Origin of the sequence: Kutzneria sp. 744 (genome assembly GCF_000568255.1) — a bacterium.
In the GTDB taxonomy this organism is placed as follows: Bacteria; Actinomycetota; Actinomycetes; order Mycobacteriales; family Pseudonocardiaceae; genus Kutzneria.
The window spans coordinates 2313624-2333771 of the sequence record NZ_KK037166.1 but is presented as its reverse complement, the minus strand read 5'-3'; the positions used below and the strand labels follow the sequence as shown (position 1 = coordinate 2333771).

General features: G+C 70.7%; 21 protein-coding genes and 1 pseudogene. 18 read left to right on the top strand and 4 right to left on the bottom strand.

Going from position 1 to position 20148, the window contains the following annotated elements:
* Positions 1–17: 17 nt before the first annotated feature.
* The 10 genes and pseudogenes from KUTG_RS10435 to KUTG_RS10390 all read left to right on the top strand — a co-directional run bounded on the left by KUTG_RS10435 (position 18) and on the right by KUTG_RS10390 (position 10617).
* Positions 18–494: an AMIN-like domain-containing (lipo)protein gene (locus KUTG_RS10435; RefSeq protein WP_043716577.1), complete on the top strand. Its 477-nt coding sequence runs from the start codon at positions 18–20 to the stop codon at positions 492–494.
* Between the two features lie 199 nt (positions 495–693).
* On the top strand, positions 694–1884 hold the full coding sequence (locus tag KUTG_RS10430; RefSeq protein WP_043716575.1) for a cupin domain-containing protein: 1191 nt from the start codon (positions 694–696) through the stop codon (positions 1882–1884).
* 61 nt (positions 1885–1945) lie between these two features.
* Positions 1946–2827, top strand: a complete 882-nt coding sequence (locus KUTG_RS10425) for a sucrase ferredoxin (RefSeq protein ID WP_232240742.1) — start codon at positions 1946–1948, stop codon at positions 2825–2827.
* 196 nt (positions 2828–3023) lie between these two features.
* Positions 3024–3425, top strand: a complete 402-nt coding sequence (locus tag KUTG_RS10420) for a DUF948 domain-containing protein (RefSeq protein ID WP_043716574.1) — start codon at positions 3024–3026, stop codon at positions 3423–3425.
* Entirely contained in the window at positions 3425–3703 is a 279-nt protein-coding gene (locus KUTG_RS10415; protein ID WP_043728852.1) for a hypothetical protein, read from the top strand. Before KUTG_RS10420 ends, KUTG_RS10415 begins: the two co-directional genes overlap by 1 nt.
* A gap of 56 nt (positions 3704–3759) precedes the next feature.
* Positions 3760–6414: pseudogene (alaS, locus tag KUTG_RS10410) on the top strand (alanine--tRNA ligase).
* A gap of 156 nt (positions 6415–6570) precedes the next feature.
* Positions 6571–6969 carry a Holliday junction resolvase RuvX gene (gene ruvX / locus KUTG_RS10405; RefSeq protein ID WP_369794630.1) on the top strand — a complete coding sequence of 133 codons (399 nt, stop codon included), beginning with the start codon at positions 6571–6573 and terminating at the stop codon, positions 6967–6969.
* Complete coding sequence (mltG, locus tag KUTG_RS10400; RefSeq protein WP_232240741.1) at positions 6966–8180, top strand: endolytic transglycosylase MltG; 1215 nt, start codon at positions 6966–6968, stop codon at positions 8178–8180. Before ruvX ends, mltG begins: the two co-directional genes overlap by 4 nt.
* Positions 8181–9026: a shikimate dehydrogenase gene (locus KUTG_RS10395; RefSeq protein ID WP_043716573.1), complete on the top strand. Its 846-nt coding sequence runs from the start codon at positions 8181–8183 to the stop codon at positions 9024–9026. It begins immediately after the preceding gene.
* A gap of 211 nt (positions 9027–9237) precedes the next feature.
* Positions 9238–10617, top strand: coding sequence for a glycoside hydrolase family 18 protein (locus KUTG_RS10390; protein WP_052394291.1), 1380 nt, complete (start codon positions 9238–9240; stop codon positions 10615–10617).
* A 202-nt stretch (positions 10618–10819) separates the two neighbouring features.
* On the opposite strand, the gene KUTG_RS10385 is transcribed toward KUTG_RS10390, so the two are convergent.
* From KUTG_RS10385 to KUTG_RS10375, 3 genes are read right to left on the bottom strand one after another with little or no spacing between them, the layout of a single operon-like run.
* Positions 10820–11089: an HPr family phosphocarrier protein gene (locus tag KUTG_RS10385; RefSeq protein ID WP_043716572.1), complete on the bottom strand. Its 270-nt coding sequence runs from the start codon at positions 11087–11089 to the stop codon at positions 10820–10822.
* A 39-nt stretch (positions 11090–11128) separates the two neighbouring features.
* The gene (locus KUTG_RS10380; protein ID WP_043716570.1) at positions 11129–12406 is read right to left on the bottom strand and encodes a PTS transporter subunit EIIC; all 1278 of its coding nucleotides are present in this window, start codon (positions 12404–12406) and stop codon (positions 11129–11131) included.
* Entirely contained in the window at positions 12403–13194 is a 792-nt protein-coding gene (locus tag KUTG_RS10375) for a GntR family transcriptional regulator (protein ID WP_043716569.1), read from the bottom strand. The genes KUTG_RS10380 and KUTG_RS10375 overlap by 4 nt, the downstream gene beginning before the upstream one ends.
* A 223-nt stretch (positions 13195–13417) precedes the next feature.
* On the opposite strand from KUTG_RS10375, the gene KUTG_RS10370 reads away from it, so the two are divergent.
* The 7 genes from KUTG_RS10370 (at position 13418) to KUTG_RS10340 (ending at position 19273) form a co-directional block, all read left to right on the top strand.
* Positions 13418–13654 (top strand): glucose PTS transporter subunit EIIB, encoded by a 237-nt coding sequence (locus KUTG_RS10370; protein WP_043716568.1) that lies wholly within the window; start codon positions 13418–13420, stop codon positions 13652–13654.
* Positions 13655–13727: 73 nt separating this feature from the next.
* Positions 13728–14183, top strand: a complete 456-nt coding sequence (locus KUTG_RS10365) for a PTS sugar transporter subunit IIA (protein ID WP_043716566.1) — start codon at positions 13728–13730, stop codon at positions 14181–14183.
* 143 nt (positions 14184–14326) lie between these two features.
* The gene (gene aroC, locus KUTG_RS10360) at positions 14327–15517 is read left to right on the top strand and encodes a chorismate synthase (RefSeq protein ID WP_043716565.1); all 1191 of its coding nucleotides are present in this window, start codon (positions 14327–14329) and stop codon (positions 15515–15517) included.
* Positions 15514–16026: a shikimate kinase gene (locus KUTG_RS10355; RefSeq protein WP_043716564.1), complete on the top strand. Its 513-nt coding sequence runs from the start codon at positions 15514–15516 to the stop codon at positions 16024–16026. Before aroC ends, KUTG_RS10355 begins: the two co-directional genes overlap by 4 nt.
* Positions 16026–17132: a 3-dehydroquinate synthase gene (gene aroB / locus KUTG_RS10350; RefSeq protein ID WP_043716563.1), complete on the top strand. Its 1107-nt coding sequence runs from the start codon at positions 16026–16028 to the stop codon at positions 17130–17132. The genes KUTG_RS10355 and aroB overlap by 1 nt, the downstream gene beginning before the upstream one ends.
* 150 nt (positions 17133–17282) lie before the next feature.
* Complete coding sequence (gene aroQ, locus KUTG_RS10345) at positions 17283–17714, top strand: type II 3-dehydroquinate dehydratase (protein WP_043716562.1); 432 nt, start codon at positions 17283–17285, stop codon at positions 17712–17714.
* Positions 17715–17785: 71 nt separating this feature from the next.
* Positions 17786–19273, top strand: a complete 1488-nt coding sequence (locus tag KUTG_RS10340; protein ID WP_063753500.1) for a family 43 glycosylhydrolase — start codon at positions 17786–17788, stop codon at positions 19271–19273.
* Here the strand turns inward: KUTG_RS10340 and KUTG_RS10335 are convergent.
* Positions 19253–19669 carry a B-4DMT family transporter gene (locus KUTG_RS10335; RefSeq protein ID WP_052394290.1) on the bottom strand — a complete coding sequence of 139 codons (417 nt, stop codon included), beginning with the start codon at positions 19667–19669 and terminating at the stop codon, positions 19253–19255. The two genes, KUTG_RS10340 and KUTG_RS10335, sit on opposite strands and share 21 nt — an antisense overlap.
* 88 nt (positions 19670–19757) lie before the next feature.
* Between KUTG_RS10335 and KUTG_RS10330 the strand changes: the two genes are divergently transcribed.
* The coding region (locus tag KUTG_RS10330; protein WP_043716558.1) for an aminopeptidase P family N-terminal domain-containing protein at positions 19758–20148 on the top strand (391 nt) is incomplete at its 3' end.

The window sequence follows — 20148 nt, the reverse complement described above, 5'->3', positions numbered from 1 at the left end:
TTTTGTCGGGAGAGGCCATGAACAGAACCAAGTCGCTGGCGGCCGCGCTGCTCGCCGTGCTCGCCCTCGCCGCCCTCGCCCCGTCGGCCGGCGCCGCACCCAGCGACACCACCGCGTACCTGACCAACATCCGCGTCGGGGCGCACCCCACGACCGACCGGGTGGTGCTCGACCTGACCAGCCTGCCCGCCTACAACTACAGCTTCGCACCGAAGCTGACGTACGACCCGAGCGGCAAGCCGGTGAACATCCCCGGCGCCACGTTCATGGACCTCGTGATGCACGGCGCGGCCGCGCACGACGACAACGGCAACCTCACCTACACCGGCCCGCAGACCATCCTGACCCCGCAGCTGACCAACGTGCAGGCGGTCGCGATCATCGGCGACTTCGAGCACGTGCTCAGTGTCGGCCTCGGTCTCAAGCACTCGGCAGGCGTCCACGTTTTCACTCTCACGGCGCCGAATCGCCTGGTAATCGACGTGGACCACTGATCGCGCGCAGTGATCACCGCACCACTCCTTTGACCGATGACCCCGCCGCCGCCAGCCCGTACGGTGGGCGCGTCAGGGTCCCCTAACTGGGAGGTTGGCTATGGAGAGCGGTCTGCTGATCGAGGTTGAGAAGCTGGACGCCGCCGTCGACCGCGGCAAGGCCAACGGCGCCGTTGCCGACAACGACGGCAACGACTGAGTGACCGGCATTCCCACACTGGCTGACCTCGTCGCACCGATCGAGGTCAGCCAGTTCTTTGCCACGGTGCAGGGCCGGACGCACCGGCGGTTCGCCGGTCAGGCCGGCCGGTTCGCCCGGCTGCTGCCGTGGGCGGACCTCAACCGCGCGCTGCGCCAGCACCGCCTGGACTTCCCGCGCCTGCGGCTGGCTCAGGACGGCTCCGTGGTGCCCGTGCACACGTACACCGAGATGGTGGACACGCGCCGCAACGGGCAGGTTCCGCGGCTGCTCAACGCCCCGCTGTCCGAGCGGCTGCGGGCCGGCGCGACCCTGGTGCTCGACTCCGTGCAGGAGATGTTCGAGCCGGTCGGCGACCTGGCCGCCGGGCTGGAGCACGACCTGCGGGAGAAGATCCAGGTCAACCTGTACGCGGGCTGGGGAACCACGCACGGCTTCGACGTGCACTGGGACGACCACGACGCGTTCATCATCCAGATCGCCGGCCGCAAGCGCTGGCGTATCCACGGCGTGAGCCGCCCGTTCCCGCTGATGCGGGACACCGAGCTGCCGCAGCGGCCCGAGGGCGAGCCGATCGACGACTTCATGATGGAAGACGGCGACGTGCTGTACCTGCCGCGCGGGCACTGGCACGACGTGTCGGCCGTGGGGGAGCAGTCGCTGCACCTCACCATCGGCTTCAACCGAGCGACCGGCGTCGACATGGTGGCGTGGCTGGCCGACCAGATGCGCGTGGACGAGGTGTTCCGCGAGGACCTGCCCCGGTTCGCCCCGGCCGAGGAACGCGCCCAGCGGGCCAGGGCGATCCGCGAGCAGCTGGTGGCGGCGCTGACCGACGACGTGGTGGACCGGTTCCTGGCCGATCGCGACGCCCAGGCGCCCGCGCACAGCCGGCTCGGCCTGCCGTTCACGGCGACGCCCGGCCTGCTGCCCGAGGGCGATGAGGCGGAGGTGCTGCTGGTCGTGCCCCGGGCGGTCCTTGAGCACGGGAACGGCACGGTCGCGCTGGCCGCGGCCGGGAAACGCCTAGTCTTCGCCGCCGCCGCGGGGCCGGTTCTGGAGGCCCTGCTGCCCGCGCAGCCGTTGTCCGTCAAGACGTTGGTCGAGCTCGCGGCCCCGGCCCTCGATCGTGGGACCGTCCGGGCCTTGTTGGGCGAGTTGGTGACACACGGCGTGCTCTCGCCGCGATAGCTGTGTAAGATTAGGTATGCCTAAGGTAACTTCCGAGGATGCCGCACGAGGCTGTGCCTTCGTGACCAGGCTGCTCGGTGGCAACCCGGCCGGGACCGCGGCCCTGATGACCTCGTGGCTGCTCATCGAGCAGCCCGGGCCGTGGCCGGCCGACGCGCTGGAGAACGTGCTGACCGAGGCGTTCCCGGACGGGCGGATGGAGCAGTTGCGGGCCCGTGGCCTGCGGCCGCTGCTCATCCGCACGCCGGGACGCCACCAGCGTGACCAGCAGGCATCGCGAACGGTTTTCGTCGCCAGCGGCGTGCCCGGGGCCCGTTGGCTGGAGCGACTGGTGATCGAGGACCTCTCGGAGCTCGCGGCCATCGACCTGGAGGCCGTCGTCGACGGTCGTGCCGGCCACGGCGAGCCGGTGGCCGGGCCGCTCTTCCTGGCGTGCACCCATGGTGCCAAGGACATGTGCTGCGCCGTGCTCGGCCGCCCCGTCGCCGCCGCACTGGCCGAGAACCACCCCGGCCTGTCGTGGGAAGTCAGCCACGTCGGCGGGGACCGCTGGGCCGGCAACCTCCTGGTCGTGCCGGACGGTTTCCTGCACGGGCAGCTCACGCCGGCCGAGGCCGTGCTGGTCGCCAAGGACGCCCTGAAGGGCCAGGTGCAGCTGGAGCAGCTGCGCGGCCGGACCGCGTCGCCGACCCAGTGGACCCAGTACGCGGAGATCGTCGTCCGCCGGCACGCCGGGCTCCGCGGCCTCGACGACGCCGTGGCCACCGGTGAGCGGCTCAACGCCGATGACACCCGAACGGTGACCGTTCGCTGCCCGTTCGGGGTGTACGAGGTGACGGTCGGTCGCGAGCCGTCGGAGCGCGCCGGCACCAGCCGCTGCGCCGGCCGCGTCGCCCCCACCGGCTTCCAGGCCACCACCCCGCGGCTCCTCGCCACCGTCTGACCAAGATCAAGGGACCGATCCTGTCGTTGAACGTCAGGAAGGGCCCCTTCCTGACGTTGAACGTCAGGAAGGGGCCCTTCCTGACATCCTTGGCTTGCAAGATCAACTAGGCGGGGCGGAAAGGCTGGTCGGCGGGGGTGGGGAAAAAGGCGGGCGGTAGCCTTGCACCCTCCCCACGTTCTGCCTAGGAGGATCCGTGTCACCGGAGTGGATCACCGCGCTGGTGGTGGCCGCCGTCGTCGTCGTGCTGGCGGTGGTGGTCGTGTTGGTGATCGTGCTGGTCAAGCTCGGCCGCACGCTGGACGAGGCGACCAGGGCGATCCGCAAGGCGCACGAGAACAGCGAGCCGCTGTTCGTCGAGGCCAACACCACGCTGACCCACGTCAACACCCAGCTGGAGCGGGTGGACGGCATCACCGCGAACGCCAGGGCGGTCAGCGGCAACGTCTCCGCCCTCACGTCGCTGTTCACCGCGACCCTGGGCGGCCCGCTGGTGAAAGCGGCTGCGCTTTCCTACGGGATCAGCAAAGCTGTACGGGCCCGGCGCGCCAAGGCGGCCGGCATCCAGACGCGGCGACCCAGGCGCGGGAGGCGATGATGCGACGGCTGTTCTGGCTGGGCCTCGGCGTCGCCGCCGGTGTGGTCGCGACGCGTAAAATCGCTGGTATGACCTTCAGGGCCACCCCCGCCGGCGTCGCCGAGAACCTCGGTGACGCCATGCGCGAGATGGCCGGCGCCATCGGCACCTTCGGGGCCGACGTGCGCGCCGGCATGAGCGAGCGCGAGGACGAGCTGGCCCGCGACGTCCAGGAGAAGACCGGCTACAGCTACTCGCGTAGCGCCGAGGCGCGAGCGCGCAGGGCGGGCGGCAACTAGTTCCCGCCCGCCGTACCCGCGCCCACCTTCACCTGAACCCGCAAGGAAACACTGCCGTGCAGACCCACGAGATCATCAAGCGCTTCCGCGAGCACTTCGAACGCAACGGCCACACCGTCGTGCCCAGCGCCTCGCTCATCCTCGACGACCCGACGCTGCTGTTCGTCAACGCCGGCATGGTGCCGTTCAAGCCGTACTTCCTCGGCGAGGCCCCGGCCCCGTACAAACGCGCCACCAGCGTGCAGAAGGTCGTGCGCACGCCGGACATCGACGAGGTCGGCAAGACGACCCGGCACAACACGTTCTTCCAGATGGCCGGCAACTTCTCCTTCGGCGACTACTTCAAGGAAGGCGCCATCACGCTGGCCTGGGAGCTGATCACCAAGTCCCAGGACGAGGGCGGCTACGGCCTCGACCCCAACCGCATCTGGGTCACCGTCTACCAGGACGACGACGAGGCCATCGAGCTCTGGCAGAAGATCGCCGGCCTGCCCCCGGAGCGCATCCAGCGCCGCGACGGCCTGGACAACTACTGGGACATGGGCGTGCCCGGCCCCGGCGGCCCCTGCTCGGAGATCTACTTCGACCGTGGCCCCGAGCACGGCAAGGACGGCGGCCCGGTCGCCGACGAGGACCGGTACCTGGAGATCTGGAACCTGGTCTTCATGCAGGACGTCCGGGGCGAGCAGAGCCCCAAGTACGGCCACAAGCCGATCGGCGAGCTGCCGGCCCGCAACATCGACACCGGCATGGGCGTCGAGCGCGTGGCCATGATCCTGCAGAACGTCGAGAACGTCTACGAGACCGACCTGATCCGGGCCGTGATCACCAAGGCCGAGCAACTGTCCGGCAAGCGCTACGGCGACAACGAGGTCGACGACGTCCGCTTCCGGGTCATCGCCGACCACGCCCGCAGCGGCATCATGATCGTCAACGACGGCGTCACGCCCGGCAACGAGGGCCGCGGCTACGTGCTGCGCCGCCTGCTGCGCCGCATCGTGCGCTCCTCCCGCCTGCTCGGCATCACCGAGCCGGTGCTGGGCACCTTCGCCGCCGTCGTGCGGGACGAGATGGGCCCGTCCTACCCCGACCTGGTCACCGGCTTCGAGCGCACGCAGTCGGTGGTGCAGGGCGAGGAGAACGCCTTCCTCACCACGCTGACCGCCGGCTCGCGCATCTTCGAGACCGCCGCCGACGAGATCCGCTCGGCCGGCGGCACGCTGGTGCCCGGCGACAAGGCCTTCCAGCTGCACGACACCTACGGCTTCCCGATCGACCTGACCCTGGAGATGGCCGCCGAGCAGGGCCTCAAGGTCGACGAGGACGGCTTCCGCAAGCTGATGGCCGAGCAGCGGGCCCGGGCCAAGGCCGACGCCGCCAGCCGCAAGACCGGCCACGGCGACAAGACCGTGTACCGCGAGCTGCTGGAACTGGGCGCCACCGAGTTCACCGGCTACCAGGAGCTCGACACCGAGGCCACCGTCCGTGGCCTGATCCGCGAGGGCCAGCGGGTGCGCAGCGCCGGCGAGGGCGAGATCGTCGAGGTCGTGCTGGACCGCACGTCCCTGTACGCCGAGTCCGGCGGCCAGGACAGCGACGCCGGCGTGATCGTGGCCGACGGCGTCGAGCTGGAGGTCGTCGACGTCCAGAAGGTCGCCCGCAAGCTGTGGGTGCACCAGGTGCGGGTCCGCTCCGGCGAGGTCGTCGAGGGCCAGCACGTGCTGGCCAAAGGTCGACCCCGACTGGCGCGTCGGCGCCCGCCAGGGCCACTCCGGCACGCACATCGTGCACGCCGCCCTGCGCGAGGTGCTCGGCCCGAAGGCCCTGCAGAGCGGCTCGTACAACAAGCCCGGCTACCTGCGGCTGGACTTCGCCTGGCAGGGCGGCCTGTCGCCGGAGACCCGGTCGGAGATCGAGGAGGTCTCCAACCTGGCCGTGCGTCGGGACCTGCCGGTGCGCGTGCTGTACGGCAGCATCGAGGAGGCCCGCGAGCGCGGGGCCATCGCCCTGTTCGGCGAGACCTACGACGAGACCGTGCGCATGGTGGAGATCGGCGGTCCGTGGTCGCTGGAGCTCTGCGGTGGCACGCACGTGGAGCACTCGTCGCAGATCGGCCCGATCACGATGATCGGCGAGTCCTCGGTCGGCTCCGGTGTGCGCCGCGTCGAGGCCTACGTCGGCATGGAGGCCTTCCGCTACCTGGCCCAGGAGCGGGCCCTGGTGCAGAACCTGGCCGGCATGCTCAAGGTGCCCGACGCCGAGGTGCCGGGCCGGGTCGAGGCCCTGGTCGAGCGGCTGCGCGTGGCCGAGAAGGAGCTGGAGAAGCTGCGCGGCGCCCAGCTGCTGTCCTCGGCCGGCACGCTGGCCGGCAACGCCGAGGACCTGGGCGGCACGTTCCTCGTGGCCGCCGCCCCGGAGGGCGTGGCCGGCAACGACCTGCGCACGCTGGCCATGGACGTCCGCAACAAGCTGGGCGACAAGCCCGGCGTGGTCGCCCTGTTCTCGGCCGTCGACGACAAGGTCAGCTTCGTCGTGGCCACCACGGCCGCCGGCCGGGACAAGGGCCTGGCCGCAGGCAAGCTGGTGCCGGTGTTCGGCCCGGCCATCGGCGGCCGCGGCGGCGGCAAGCCCGACCTGGCCCAGGGCGGCGGCACCCACCGGGTGGCATCGCCGAGGCCATCGCCGCCCTGCGGACCGAGATCCGCAAGTGAGCGAGCTTGCGAGCTCACCATTCAGCACTGCGGCTGGAGCCGCGGGTCGACGAGCGCTATTGAGGAGTGCCCGTGGCTCGTAGCAAGGACAAGCGGCGGTCCGGTCCCGAGTTCCTCTCGGGGCCCGGCCGCCGTCTTGGCGTCGACGTCGGCTCGGTGCGGGTCGGCGTCGCGTTGAGCGATCCGTCGCCGATGCTGGCGTCTCCGCTGGTCACGCTGCCGCGTGAGGGCAGCGTGGACGCCCTGGTGGCCCTGGCGGGGGAGCACGAGGTCGTCGAGATCGTCGTCGGCCTGCCGCGGACGCTGGCCGGCCGGCACGGCACGGCGGCCGAGATCACCACCGAGTTCGCCGGTCAGCTCGCTGAACGGCTCGACATGCCGGTGCGTCTAGCCGATGAGAGGCTGACCACGGTCACCGCGACCAGGGTGCTCGCCGACGCCGGCGTGCGTGGTCGGCGGCAGCGTGCCGTCGTCGACCAGGCTGCCGCCGTGGAGATCCTCCAGGCGTGGCTGGACGCGCGGGCCGCCGCACTGGCCAGGGAGGGCAGGTCGTGAACGACGTCGATCGCGACGGTGTTGACCAGCAGCACGAGGACAGCGACCTCGACCTGTTCGACAGCGGCGAGGACACCCCCGCGAAACGGGCCAAGCCGCGGCGCAAGCTGATCCTGCTGGCCATCGTCGCGGTGGTGCTGATCGGCGGCGGCTGGGGCGCCTACTACGGCGCCGGCGCCTACCTCGGCATCGGCGGCTACGGCAACTACGGTGGCGACGGCGACTCGGACGTGCTGGTCCAGGTCGACAACGGCGCCACCATCACCGACATCGCCGAGACGCTGCGGTCCAAGGACGTGGTGCGGACCGTGCGGGCGTTCCTCAACGCCTCCGCCGGCAACGCCGAGGTCGGCAACGTGCAGCCCGGCTTCTACGTCATGAAGACGCACATGTCCGGCGAGGCCGCCGTGACCCGCATCGTGTCGGCGGCCAGCCGCGTCGGCAACGTGCAGATCAAGGCCGGCACGCAGCTCGACGACACCAAGAACCCCGACAACTCCGTGAAGCCGGGCATCCTGTCCCAGCTGGCCTCGGCCAGCTGCGTGACGCTCAACGGCGACAAGAAGTGCGTGTCGGCCGACGACGTGCACAAGGCCGCGCAGACCGCCGACCTGGCCAAGCTGGGCATCCCGTCCTGGGCCGTGCCCGACGTGTCCAAGGCGCCCCCGGTCAACCGGCTGGAGGGCCTGATCGTCTCCGGCGTGTACGACGTGCGGCCGGGCACCGACGCCGTGACGCTGCTGCGGTCCGTGCTGTCGCAGTCCGCGGCCAAGCTGGCGACCCTGCCGCAGACCTCGCAGGACACCGGCATGACGCCGTACCAGATCCTGGTCATCGCCTCGCTGATCGAGCGTGAGGCCATCACCTCGGACTTCGCCAAGGTGTCCCGGGTGATCTACAACCGGCTGGCGCAGGGCATTCCGATGGGCGACGACTCCACCATCAACTACGTGCTCGACCAGCCGCTGATCAGGACGTCCGACGAGAACCGGGACCGGCCGGGGCCGTACAACACCTACCTCAACCACGGCCTGACGCCGACGCCGATCTCGTCGCCGAGCCAGGACGCCCTCGCCGCCGCGCAGAAGCCGGCCGACGGCCCGTGGCTGTTCTTCGTCAAGTGCGACAAGGACGGCAACTCCTGCTTCGCCGTCACCCAGGCCGAGCAGGACGCCAACGCCGACAAGGCCAAAGCGGCGGGAGCGTTCTAGGTGGGTTCACGTCAGGCGGCGGTCCTGGGCTCGCCGATCGAACACTCGTTGTCGCCCGTGTTGCACGGGGCCGCCTATCGGGAGCTCGGGCTCGCGGACTGGACCTTCTCGCGGGTCCTGTGCACCGCTGAGGAGCTGCCGGGCTTCGTCGACGGTCTCGGGCCGGAGTGGGCCGGGCTGGCCGTGACGATGCCGGGCAAGCGGGCCGCGTTGTCCTACGCCGTGGAGCGCACCCGGGTCGCCGAGCTGGTCGGCGCCGCCAACACCCTGGTTCCCCGGGCCGACGGCGGGTGGTTGGCCGACTGCACCGACGTCGAGGGCGTCGTCGGCGCCGTACGGGCCGGCGGTGGTGTCGCCGCCGGCGGCCGGGCCGTGGTGCTCGGGGCCGGCGGGACCGCGACCGCTGCCCTGACCGCCTTGGAGGCCCTGGAGATTCCCTCGGCGACCCTCGTCGTCCGGGATCCCGCTCGGGCCGGGGAGGCGATGGCCTGTGCCGAGCGGGTCGGGCTGGAAGTGGACGTGATCCGCTGGGATTCGGCCGACTTCGCCGCGGTGTGCGGGGGAGCGGACCTGGTCGTCAGCACCGTGCCCACCAGCGCCGTCGAGCCCGTCGCCGGCGACATCGTCCGCGCCGGCTGCGTTTTCGACGCCATCTACCACCCGTGGCCGACGCCGCTGGCCGCAGCGGCCTCCGATCGAGGCACCCGGCTCGTCACGGGGCTGGACATGCTGCTGCACCAGGCCTTCGCTCAGGTCCGCTGGTTCACCGGCCAGGACGCCCCCCGCGCCGCCATGCGCTCCGCCCTCCGCGCCGCAACCTCCACAGCACTGGACCTCCCCGTCTGACCCCGCGAGTCCCGCTCTCCGTCACACCGAATTACGGTTTCGGACAGACACAGCAGTTATCCGTTGGTGCGCGTTCCGTGACGACTTTCGTAGTCAACCGGGCAGTTCCCTTGGGACGGTTGCCTTCCCGCCTATCCGGCCTCTTGACTTGCGTGATCGCCGGGCGGAGGGTGTGGCCACCAATTGGTGTAGACCAAACAGGGAGCTCGACATGCCCCGCATCAGAGGCAGGGTCGCCATCGCGGCGGCCGTGATCGCGATGGCCGGCCCGTTGCTGGCGGTCCCGGCCGTGGCCACGACTGCCAACCACCATCCCCGGCACGACGACGGCCGCGTCGTGTCGGCCTACTTCGCCGACTGGGACGTCTACGGACGCGCGTACAACGTCAAGGACATCCCGGCCGACAAGCTCAACGTCATCCAGTACGCGTTCGCCGCCCCGACCTTCGACAAGGCCAGCGGCGCGGCCGGGTGCTCCGTCCTGGACCCGTGGGCCGACTACCAGCGTCCGCTCGACGCCTCGCTGGCCGTCGACGGCGTGGGCGACGTGGCCGGGCAGCCGCTGTTCGGCAACTTCAACCAGATCCTCAAGCTGAAGAAGGCCCACCCCGGACTGCGGGTGGAGATCTCCCTCGGCGGCTGGACGAAGTCGACGTACTTCAGCGATGTCGCGGCCACCGAGCAGCGCCGGCAGGACTTCGTGAAGTCCTGTGTGGACACGTTCGTCAACGGCAACATCCCGGGCCTGGCCCCGGGCGCGGCCAAGGGTGTGTTCGACGGCGTCGACATCGACTGGGAGTACCCGACCCAGTTCGCCGGCGGCAACCCCGACGCCGGGCCGGCCGACAAGCACAACGCCACGCTGCTCATGCGGGAGTTCCGGCGCCAGCTCGGCCCGGACCACCTGCTGACGGCCGCGTTCCCGGCCACCTCCAAGGCCGGCGACTACTGGGAGCTCTCGGCCGCGATCGCGCCGATGGACTGGGTCAACGTCATGACCTACGACTACAATGTCCCCGGTGGTGGCGTGGCGGCCCCGGACACGCTGTTCACGCACAGCTTCCAGGACCCCAACGCGGGCGACCCGTCCTGGAACACCGTCGGCACGGTGCAGTACTACCTGGCCGCCGGGATCCCGCCGAACAAGGTCGTTGTCGGCGTTCCCTTCTACGGCAACCAGTACCTGCGCTCCGGTGGCCTGTGGCAGCCGTCCGACAACAGCGGCCTGGACCCCAACAGCCTGGTTCCGGACCAGAAGCCCCAGCCCTCGTACCACGACCTGGTCGACACGGCCAAGATCGTCGGTGCCGGCGGCTACACGGCCAACTGGGACGCCCGGGCCGGTGAGCCCTGGCTGTACAACCCGGCCGGCGTCCACAACCTGTGCTCCGCCTTCAACGCCGACGGCACCTGCGCCACCCCTTACGTGGCCTCGGTTCCGACCGTGATCGCCTACTCGGACCCCAAGTCCATCGGTGAGCGCACCACGCTCATCAAGGGCTGGGGCCTGCGGGGCGCCATGGCGTGGGAGATCAGCCAGGACTCCGACAACCACGCGCTCATCTCCGCGCTGTCGCCGTTGCTCCACTGAGGACGGTTCGGTCACACGCGAGCCCCGCCCGGGACCGGTTCCCGGGCGGGGCTCGATGTTTGTGGCCGGCCGCCGGCTATGCCGATCGGTTGTGCTCGAAACCGTGTTTCGGTGTGACGCTGGGCGGGACTCGCGGGGGTGAGATAGGCGAAGGCCGCCGGCCCTGGAAGCAGGACCGGCGGCCTTGGAGTGGGCCAGGAGCTCACTCGCCGTCGAGATCGGTGGTGATGATGTCGGCGACGGCGGCAAGGGCCTCATCGGCCCCGGCGCCCTCGGCGGACAGGATCACCTCGTCACCGTGCATGGCGCCCAGCGTCATGAGGCCCAGGACGCTGGCGGCGTCGACCTGCTCGCCCCCCTCCTTGCGGATGGCGACGGGCACGGCCTGACCGGAGGCTGCCTTGGCCAGCAGGGCGGCCGGCCGAGCGTGCAAACCCACCTTGCTGGCCACGGTGACCCGAATTTCCGGCATGGTCTTCCCTTTCGTGCGGTGTGGCGGACCTGGCCGGTCCTACTTGGACTGACGACGCGAGGAGGTCTCGGGGACGGAGCCGCCCTCGGCGATCTGGTCGTCGGCGTCGTCCTCGCGGCCCGGGGTGCGCAGGTTCCACCTGGTGATCACGAAGCTGAACACGAAGTAGTAGATCACGCCGTAGACCAGGCCTATCAGCAACAACAGCCACGGCTTCTGGGCGATGCCGATGTTCAGCACGAAGTCGATGGCTCCGGCCGAGAAGTTGAAGCCGTCGTGGATGCCCAGGGCGTTCACCAGGGCCAGCGAGGTGCCGGTCAGGATCGCGTGGATGATGTACAGCGGCCACGCGACGAACATGAACGAGAACTCGATGGGCTCGGTGACACCGGTCAGGAACGCGGTGAGGGCGGCCGAGATCATGATGCCGCCGACGACCTTGCGCTGAGAAGGCTTGGCACAGCGCCAGATCGCGAGCGCGGCGGCCGGCAGGGCGAACATGAAGATCGGGAAGAAGCCCGTCATGTACGAGCCGGCGGTCGGGTCGTGGTGGAAGAACCGGGTCAGGTCGCCCGTGTACTGCTTGCCGTCGGTGTCGGTGAAGCTGCCGGTGAGGAACCACACCACCGAGTTGACGACGTTGTGCAGGCCGAACGGGATGAGCAGGCGGTTGACCACGCCGTAGATGCCGCCGCCGATGACCGGGTTGCCGGCGATGGCATTGCCGAACGCGGTCAGGCCCTGGTTGAAGATGGGGTACAGCAGGCCGAAGATCACACCGAGGACCAGCAGCACCAAGGAGTTCACGATCGGCACGAAGCGACGACCGCCGAAGAACGCGAGGTACGGGGGGAGCTTGGTGCGGTAGAAGCGCTGCCACATCAGGGCGGACACGATGCCCACCACGATGCCGGCGAGCACGCCGTAGGGCCAGCCTCCGGGCGGCGCGGGGGTGTCGCCGACCTTCTTGGCCACGACCGGCGCGAACACCTGGATCACCTGGGTGAACACGACGAAGCCGACGACGGCGGCCACGGCCGTCGAACCGTCGCCCTTGCGGGCGAAGCCGACGGCGATGCCGACGGCGAACAGCAGTGGCAGGTAGTTGAACAACCCACCACCGGCCGCCACCAACACCTTGGCGACGTCCTGCATGAATTCGTTCTTGAAGCTACCGAGCAGGTCGTCCTGACCGAGCCGCAGCAACAGGCCGGCGGCGGGCAGCGTCGCGATCGGCAGCATCAGGCTCCGGCCGAGGCGCTGCAGCCCGGCCAGACCCTTGTTGCTGCCGGCCACCGTGGGGGCGCTGGCACTCATCGGTTTCCTCCGTGGGCGGAAAGCGGACCGGAACCCGGGTCGCCCCGGTCCAATTGCATGGTTACCTGGTAGAGGTCGCCCCGGTACCAGGACGTCATGTCCTCGATGGCCTCGCCCTCCGCGGTCGAGATCCGTCGGAACACCAGCACCGGAGAACCGGTGCGCACCCCCAGCAGTCGAGCGGTGTCGCGGTCGGCCGCCTCGGCCCACACGGTCTGCCGGCCATGGCTGAGCTGCACTCCGAAATGCTCGGCCATGAGCGTGTACAGCGACCGGGTCAGGTCGAGGTCGAGCAAGCCGGGGAGACGACTTGCGTTGTACCAACCGCGTTCCACCGCCAACGGCGTGCCGTCGGCCCGGCGCAGCCGGAACAACCGGTACGCCGAGTCGGTCGGCTCCAACCCCAGCGCGGCGGCTGCGGCCGGAGGCGGCGTCTCGTGGGCGCACGACAGCACCTCGGTGCCGGGTTCGTGCCCCCGTCGGCGCATGTCGTCGGTGAAGGACTCCAGATAGAGCTGGGCCTCCATCCGCCGCTGCGCGGTGAACGTGCCACGACCACGCGCCCTGGCCAGAAGTCCCTCGGAAACCAGCTGTCCCACCGCGGCCCGCACCGTGAGACGCGACACGCCGTACTGCTCGGCCAGGTCGCGTTCGGACGGGATCGGCGAGCCCGGGGGCAGGTCCTGCTGGGCCAGCTTCCGAAGGATTTCCCGCAGCTGGGCGTGCTTGGGCTTGGGGCCGTCGACGATCCGGTCCGGGATGCCCGAAGCGCCCTCGAACACGGCCATCGCACCTCCCGCTGATTCGTCTCGATTCGGCCCCACCTGTCGATCCTCGCCGCGAACATTGGTACGTTCCGGTCTAGACCAGTGGTGCGGGGAGGATGCGCCGCCGGGCGACCGGGTGTCAACCGCCGTTACGAGTTCGTGCCACGGGCGGAGACCATCCGGCCGACTCGCGTACGACTGGCGGACCGGTGTCCACAACCGACTAGTGAGAGCAGGCGACGAGATGGCAGACGACAGGGCAGCGCGCATCCTGGCCGCGATCGGCGGCGCTGACAACATCATCGAGATCGAGCCGTGCATCACGCGGCTGCGCTGCGAACTCGAGGACGGGTCCAAGGTGGACGAGGCCGAGCTCAAGGCGATCGGCGCGCACGGCGTGATGCGGGCCGGTTCGGTGGTGCAGATCATCGTCGGACCGGAGGCGGACACCATCGCCAGCGACATCGAGGACTTGCTGTGACGGAGCTTGCGAAGTCACCATTCAGCACTGCGAGCCGGCTCAGCGAGCCGCCGAGCGTCAGCGAGGTGGCGCGATGAGTGTCAAGGTCCTCAGCCCGGTCAAGGGTGTGCTGGCGCCGATCACCGAGGTCCCGGACCCGGTGTTCGCGCAGGCGATGGTCGGCCCCGGCCTGGCCGTACACCCGGAGTTGACCGCAGGCGACGCGGTGTCCCCGGTGGACGGCACGATCGTCACGTTGCACCCGCACGCGTTCGTGGTCGCCACCGCGGACGGCGCGGGGGTGCTGGTGCATCTGGGCATCGACACGGTCAAGCTCAAGGGCGAGGGCTTCACCCTGCACGTGGCCAAGGGCGACACGGTCCGCGCCGGCCAGCCGGTCATCGGCTGGGACCCGAAGGCGATCGAGGACGGCGGCCGCTCGCCGATCTGCCCGATCGTCGCGCTGGACGCGACCGTGGAGAACCTGGTCGACATCCGCGAGTTCGGTCCGGTCGAGGCCGGCGACGCGCTGTTCACCTGGCAGCGCTGACCCGTCAGGCCGCGGTGGCCCTCCCGAAACCGGGAGGGCCGCCGAGCCGTCCCAAGTGGACGATGTGACCGCGGTCACGGTCCGGTCCCGGTCGCGGTGCGAGTTCACGACGGCGCGCGGGCGGGATGTGAAAGGATCCAGGGGTGCTGCGCTGGATCACCGCTGGAGAATCGCACGGACCCGCGCTGGTCGGTGTCCTTGAGGGCATGATCGCCGGAGTGTCCGTCACCACCGAGGAACTCTCGGTGCAACTGGCCCGTAGGCGGCTGGGCTTCGGCCGCAGCCCCCGCATGGACTTCGAGACGGACAAGGTCGAGTTCCTCGGCGGTGTGCGCCACGGGAGGACCCAGGGCGGGCCGATCGCCGTTCACATCGACAACGCCGAGTGGCCGAAGTGGCGGAAGGTCATGGCGGCCGACCCGGTCGACCCGGCCGAGCTGGAGGGGTCCGCGCGCAACGCGCCGCTGACCCGCCCCCGCCCGGGTCACGCCGACCTGCCCGGCATGCAGAAGTACGGCTTCGACGAGGCCCGGCCGGTCCTTGAGCGCGCGAGCGCCCGTGAGACGGCCGAGCGGGTGGCGCTGGGCACGGTGGCCCGCAACCTGCTGCGCCAGGTCCTCAACGCCGAGATCGTCAGCCACGTGGTGTCGATCGGTGCCGCCGAGTGCTCGCCGGACGCCCCGCTGCCCAAGCCCGAGGACCTGCCGGCGATCGACGAGAACCCGGTCCGCGCGTTCGACGCCGCCGGCACCGAGGCCATGGTCGCCGAGGTCGAGGCGGCCAAGCGGGACGGCGACACGCTGGGCGGCGTCATCGAGGCGATCGTCTACGGCCTGCCGCCGGGCCTGGGCTCGCACGTGCACTGGGACCGCCGCCTCGACGCGCGCCTGGCCGGCGCGCTGATGGGCATCCAGGCGATGAAGGGCGTGGAGATCGGCGACGGCTTCACCACGGCCCACCGCCGCGGCAGCCAGGCCCACGACGAGATCGACCGCGGCCCGGGCATCACCGGCGTGACGCGGCGGTCCAACCGGGCCGGCGGCCTGGAGGGCGGCATCACCAACGGCGAGCCGCTGCGGGTCCGCGTCGCGATGAAGCCCATCTCGACGGTGCCGCGCGCGCTGGCCACGGTCGACGTCGTCACGGGCGAGCCGGCGGTGGCGATCCACCAGCGTTCCGACATCTGCGCGGTGCCCCGGGCCGGCGTGGTCGTGGAGTCCGTGGTGGCGCTGGTGCTGGCCGACGCGCTGCTGGAGAAGTTCGGCGGCGACTCGCTGGGCGAGACCCGCCACAACGTCGAGGGCTACCTGAAGTCGCTGCAGGACCGCTGGTGAGTCCTCGCGCAGTGGTGGTCGGCCCGCCGGGTGCGGGCAAGACCACGGTCGGCGAGCTGCTGGCCGAGCGGCTGGGCGTGCCCTTCCGTGACGTCGACGCGGACATCGTCGAGCTGGCCGGCAAGTCCATCTCCGACATCTTCACCGACGACGGCGAGGCGGAGTTCCGACGCATCGAGTGCGATGCGGTGGCCCACGCGCTGGTCGAGCACGAGGGCGTGCTGGCCCTGGGCGGCGGCGCGGTGATGGCCGAGGTCACGCGCAAGCTGCTGGCCGAGCACACCGTGGTGTTCCTCAACGTCGGCATGGCCGAGGGTGTGCGCCGCACCGGCCTGTCCACGGCCCGCCCGCTGCTGGCCGGCGTGAGCCCGCGGGCCACGTTCAAGGCGCTGCTGGACGAGCGGCTGCCGCTGTACCGCGAGGTTGCCACCGTCGAGATCACCACCGACAAGCACGAGCCGGCCGGCATCGTCGACCAGATCCTGGCCGCACTCACCGAGGGAAAGTGATGTCCGAACCGACCCGGATCCACGTCGCCGCCGAGCACCCGTACGACGTGATCGTCGGCCGCGGGCTGCTGGGCGATCTGGTCGACACCCTCAAGGGCGTGCCGACGGTCGCGATCCTGCACCAGCCGACGCTGACCGCCACGGCCGAGGCCGTGCGGGAGGAGCTGGAGGGGGCCGGCATCGACGCGCACCGGGTGGAGATCCCGGACGCCGAGGACGGCAAGGCCCTGGCGGTGGCCGGCTTCGCGTGGGAGGTGCTGGGCCGGATCGGCCTGGACCGCACGGGCGCGGTGATCGGCCTCGGCGGCGGCGCGGTGACCGACCTGGCCGGTTTCGTCGCCGGCACGTGGCTGCGCGGCGTGAAGGTCGTGCACGTGCCGACCACGCTGCTGGGCATGGTGGACGCGGCGGTGGGAGGCAAGGCCGGCATCAACACCGACGCCGGCAAGAACCTGGTCGGCGTGTTCCACGAGCCCACCGCGGTGCTGGTCGACCTGGCGACGCTGGAGACGCTGCCGGCCAACGAGCTGGTGGCCGGCATGGCCGAGGTCGTGAAGGCCGGTTTCCTCGCCGACCCGCGCATCCTGGAGCTGATCGAGGCCGACCCCAAGGCGGCCGTGGACCCGACCGGCGACGTCATCGGCGAGCTGGTCGTGCGGGCCATCCAGTACAAGGCCGACGTGGTGTCGAGCGACCTGCGAGAGGCCGGGCAGCGGGAGTTCCTCAACTACGGCCACACCATGGGCCACGCGATCGAGCGCCGGGAGCGCTACCGCTGGCGTCACGGCGCGGCGGTCAGCGTGGGCCTGGTCTTCGCGGCGGAGCTGGCCCGGCTGGCTGGCCGGCTGGACGACGCGACGGCCGATCGGCACCGCTCGGTGCTGACCTCGCTGGGCCTGCCCGTGAACTACGAGCCGGGCGCGCTGCCGCAGCTGCTGGAGGGCATGCGCAACGACAAGAAGACCCGGGCCGGCGTGCTGCGATTCGTGGTGCTGGACGGCCTGGCCCGGCCGGGACGGCTGGAGGGTCCGGACCCGAGCCTGATCGCCGCCGCCTACTCCGTGATCGCCGGCGACGACGCGCCGAGCGGAAAGGTGCTTCTGTGACCGAGCTTGCGAGGGCACCATTGAGCACTGGGACTTGGGTCGCAGGCCCGCCGAGCGCTAGCGAGGTGGTCCTGTGACCGAGCTTGCGAGGGCACCATTGAGCACTGGGACTTGGGTCGCAGGCCCGCCGAGCGCTAGCGAGGTGGTCCTGTGAGTCGGGTTTTTGTTCTCAACGGTCCTAATCTGGGCCGGCTCGGCGCGCGGGAGCCGCTGATCTACGGCAGCACCACCCACGCCGACCTGGTCGAGCTGTGCGTCGGCGCCGGCAAGGAGCTGGGCCTGGACGTCGAGGTGCGGCAGACCGACTCCGAGGGCGAGATGATCGGCTGGCTGCACGAGGCGGCCGACGCCGGCATCCCGGTGGTGCTCAACGGCGCCGCCTGGACGCACTACTCGATCGCCATCCGGGACGCCTGCTCGCAGCTGACCTCGAAGCTGGTCGAGGTGCACATCAGCAACATCCACAAGCGCGAGGAGTTCCGCCAGCACAGCGTGATCTCCGCGGTGGCCGACGGCGTGATCGCCGGGCTCGGCGTCGACGGGTACAAGCTGGCGCTGCGGTGGGTGGCCGACCACATGTAACCCACACGGGTGACCGGATTCCCTAGACTGGCCGGGATTCGCTGTCACCCGATCGTGGAGGTCGCCCCGGCATGCCGAGACCCATCAGGGCCATGGCGCGCACGATCGGCTGTCTGGCGGCCGTGGTCGTGCTCGCGGCGTGCGGCAGCGCCGAGGGCATCACACCGCCCGCGCCGACGGAGCCGACGGCCGTGCGGAAGCGGCCCGACCAGCCGCCGGCCGACGCGGCGGAGGCGGCGTTACGCACCGACCGGGCCAGACAGGGGGCCGGCACGCTGGTGTCCGGCGGGCCAGCCGCGCCGTACAACTACGCCCCGACCGCGCTGCTCGACGGCGGTCGGTATCGGATCTGGTGGTGCAGTCAGCTTCCCGACGTCGGGGCGCCCGGCGACGACGTGCTGACCGCTTCGGCCGATTCGGTGCGGGGGCCCTTTCCCGACGGAACGGCCGTGCTGCACGGTTCAGGGGCCGGGTTCGACGCCGTGCACACCTGCGACCCGTCGGTCATTCGGGTGAACGGCGTCTACTACATGTACTACACGGGCGCGGCCGGCGACGGCGCCCTGGTCAACTCCATCGGCCTGGCCGTCAGCGCCGACGGCGTGAACTGGCAGCGCCGGCCCGATCCGGTCGTGCCGGCGTCCATGGACAAGCAGCGGGCCAACACCTACGGGGTCGGTCAGCCGTCCGTGCTGCACCTCGACGGCTGGTTCTACCTGATGTTCACCGACACCACCGGCCAGGCTGCCAACACCGCCGGCGCCGGACAGTTCGTGCTGCGGTCGCCGGATCCCGCATTCGGCTCCGCCGTGCAGGCGTTGACCCCCAACGGTTTTCAGGACGTCCCCAGCACGAAGGCCCAGCGTTCGTTGTCGGTGGCCAACGCCTACAGCGCCGACTGGATGTGGGTGGACGCCATGAACGCGTTCGCCATCGCCCACGAGGTCGACGGCAAGGGCACGGTGATCTCCTTCTGGGACAAGGATTTCACCACGCACCCGTACCAGGACGTGGTGCTCGGCGGCCGGTGGAAGGAGGGCCCCGGGCTGGTGCGCCGGGCCGACGGGCACGCGCCGGCCTCGCCCGAGGATCCCTGCGGCCGGGTGCCCCTCGACGTCGTGCGGGCCACCTCCGACGACGGCCCCGGGCCCACCGACCTGCGCCTGTTCGGCGTGGACATCGCCAACGCCGACGGCTGCAAGGTGCTGGCCACCGCCGACGGCGTCGCCATGCCGTCCTCGGATCGCATGATCGTCATGGTGTTCGGGGACCGGCTCGTGAAGATCGAGCGACGCTCGGTGTCGGCCGAGATCGCCGTGAAGGTGCTGGACCAGCCGGTGCCGGGCTTGGACTCGCTGCCCGTGGTCACGGTCATCAGGGCCGGCACGCCAGCCGTCCACGCGCCGGATCGGTCCTACGCGTTCGTGCTCGACGGCAAGCTCTGGCCGGTCGGCGCGGGGGCGGTGACGGCGAATTCGTCGCCCGTGAGCGAGATCAGCGACGCGGACTGGGACAGCCGCCCCAAGAGCGGCGACCTGTCAGCTTTCCGGGGGAACTAGGGACTGCTCCGGCCGCGCGAAGCGTGCGATCAGCAGCCCGATGCCCGCGGGCACCAACACCAGCAGGGCGATGAACGCCGCGCCTCCGGTGATGGCGACGGGCAGCGCCTCGGCCCCGGTGTCGTCGACGAACACGCCCTGGCCGATGACGCCCAGCACCCCGCCGACCGGCCCGGCCAGCAGCGCCGAGAAGAACCACACCATGCCGCTTCCCTCACGGCCCAGCCAGCCGTCGACGCCCGCCCACAGCACCGCCACGCCGACCAGCACGCCCAGCGCGGTCGGCCGCAGCCAGCCCACGGCGTTCGGATCGCCGGCGCGCACCCACGCCTCGGCGGTCTGCACCGCCGCATGCACCACGGCCAACACCAGCCCGCGCAGCAACCACGTCCTCATCCAGCCACCCTAACCCCCGCGAGTCCCGCCCAGCGTCACACCGAAATACGCGCCCAAGCAGACCGGCCCGCGGCAATAAGGTGGGGGTATGGGCGAGGTGCACGGGAAGCGGAGAGACGGACTGCGCAGGCTGCTCGAAGAGCACGCCCTGGACGGGCTGCTGGTGACCAATCTGCTCAACGTGCGCTATCTCACGGGCTTCACGGGGTCCAACGCGGCGCTGCTGGTCACCACGGACGGAGCGGTGTTCTGCACGGACGGCCGCTACGAGACGGTGGCCGAGACGCAGGTGCCGGACCTGGAGCGGGTGATCGAGCGCGACTGCGGCCTGACGCTGGCGGCCCGGGCCAAGGGCAGCACGGGGTTCGAGAGCGACCACGTCACGGTGGACGGCCTCAAGGACCTGACGGAGGCAGCCGGCCAAGAGCTGCGGAGGGCGCCGGGTCTGACGGCCGAGCTGCGGGTCGTCAAGGACGAGA

What these genes read in the sequence shown, in the direction of transcription:
- KUTG_RS10435 (WP_043716577.1), top strand. Translation starts at nt 18, where the DNA reads ATGAACAGAACCAAGTCGCTGGCGGCCGCGCTGCTCGCCGTGCTCGCC.
- KUTG_RS10415 (WP_043728852.1), top strand. Translation starts at nt 3,425, where the DNA reads ATGCGACGGCTGTTCTGGCTGGGCCTCGGCGTCGCCGCCGGTGTGGTC.
- KUTG_RS10390 (WP_052394291.1), top strand. Translation starts at nt 9,238, where the DNA reads ATGCCCCGCATCAGAGGCAGGGTCGCCATCGCGGCGGCCGTGATCGCG.
- KUTG_RS10385 (WP_043716572.1), bottom strand. Translation starts at nt 11,089, where the DNA reads ATGCCGGAAATTCGGGTCACCGTGGCCAGCAAGGTGGGTTTGCACGCT.
- KUTG_RS10380 (WP_043716570.1), bottom strand. Translation starts at nt 12,406, where the DNA reads ATGAGTGCCAGCGCCCCCACGGTGGCCGGCAGCAACAAGGGTCTGGCC.
- KUTG_RS10375 (WP_043716569.1), bottom strand. Translation starts at nt 13,194, where the DNA reads ATGGCCGTGTTCGAGGGCGCTTCGGGCATCCCGGACCGGATCGTCGAC.
- KUTG_RS10370 (WP_043716568.1), top strand. Translation starts at nt 13,418, where the DNA reads ATGGCAGACGACAGGGCAGCGCGCATCCTGGCCGCGATCGGCGGCGCT.
- KUTG_RS10365 (WP_043716566.1), top strand. Translation starts at nt 13,728, where the DNA reads ATGAGTGTCAAGGTCCTCAGCCCGGTCAAGGGTGTGCTGGCGCCGATC.
- aroB (WP_043716563.1), top strand. Translation starts at nt 16,026, where the DNA reads ATGTCCGAACCGACCCGGATCCACGTCGCCGCCGAGCACCCGTACGAC.
- KUTG_RS10340 (WP_063753500.1), top strand. Translation starts at nt 17,786, where the DNA reads ATGCCGAGACCCATCAGGGCCATGGCGCGCACGATCGGCTGTCTGGCG.
- KUTG_RS10335 (WP_052394290.1), bottom strand. Translation starts at nt 19,669, where the DNA reads ATGAGGACGTGGTTGCTGCGCGGGCTGGTGTTGGCCGTGGTGCATGCG.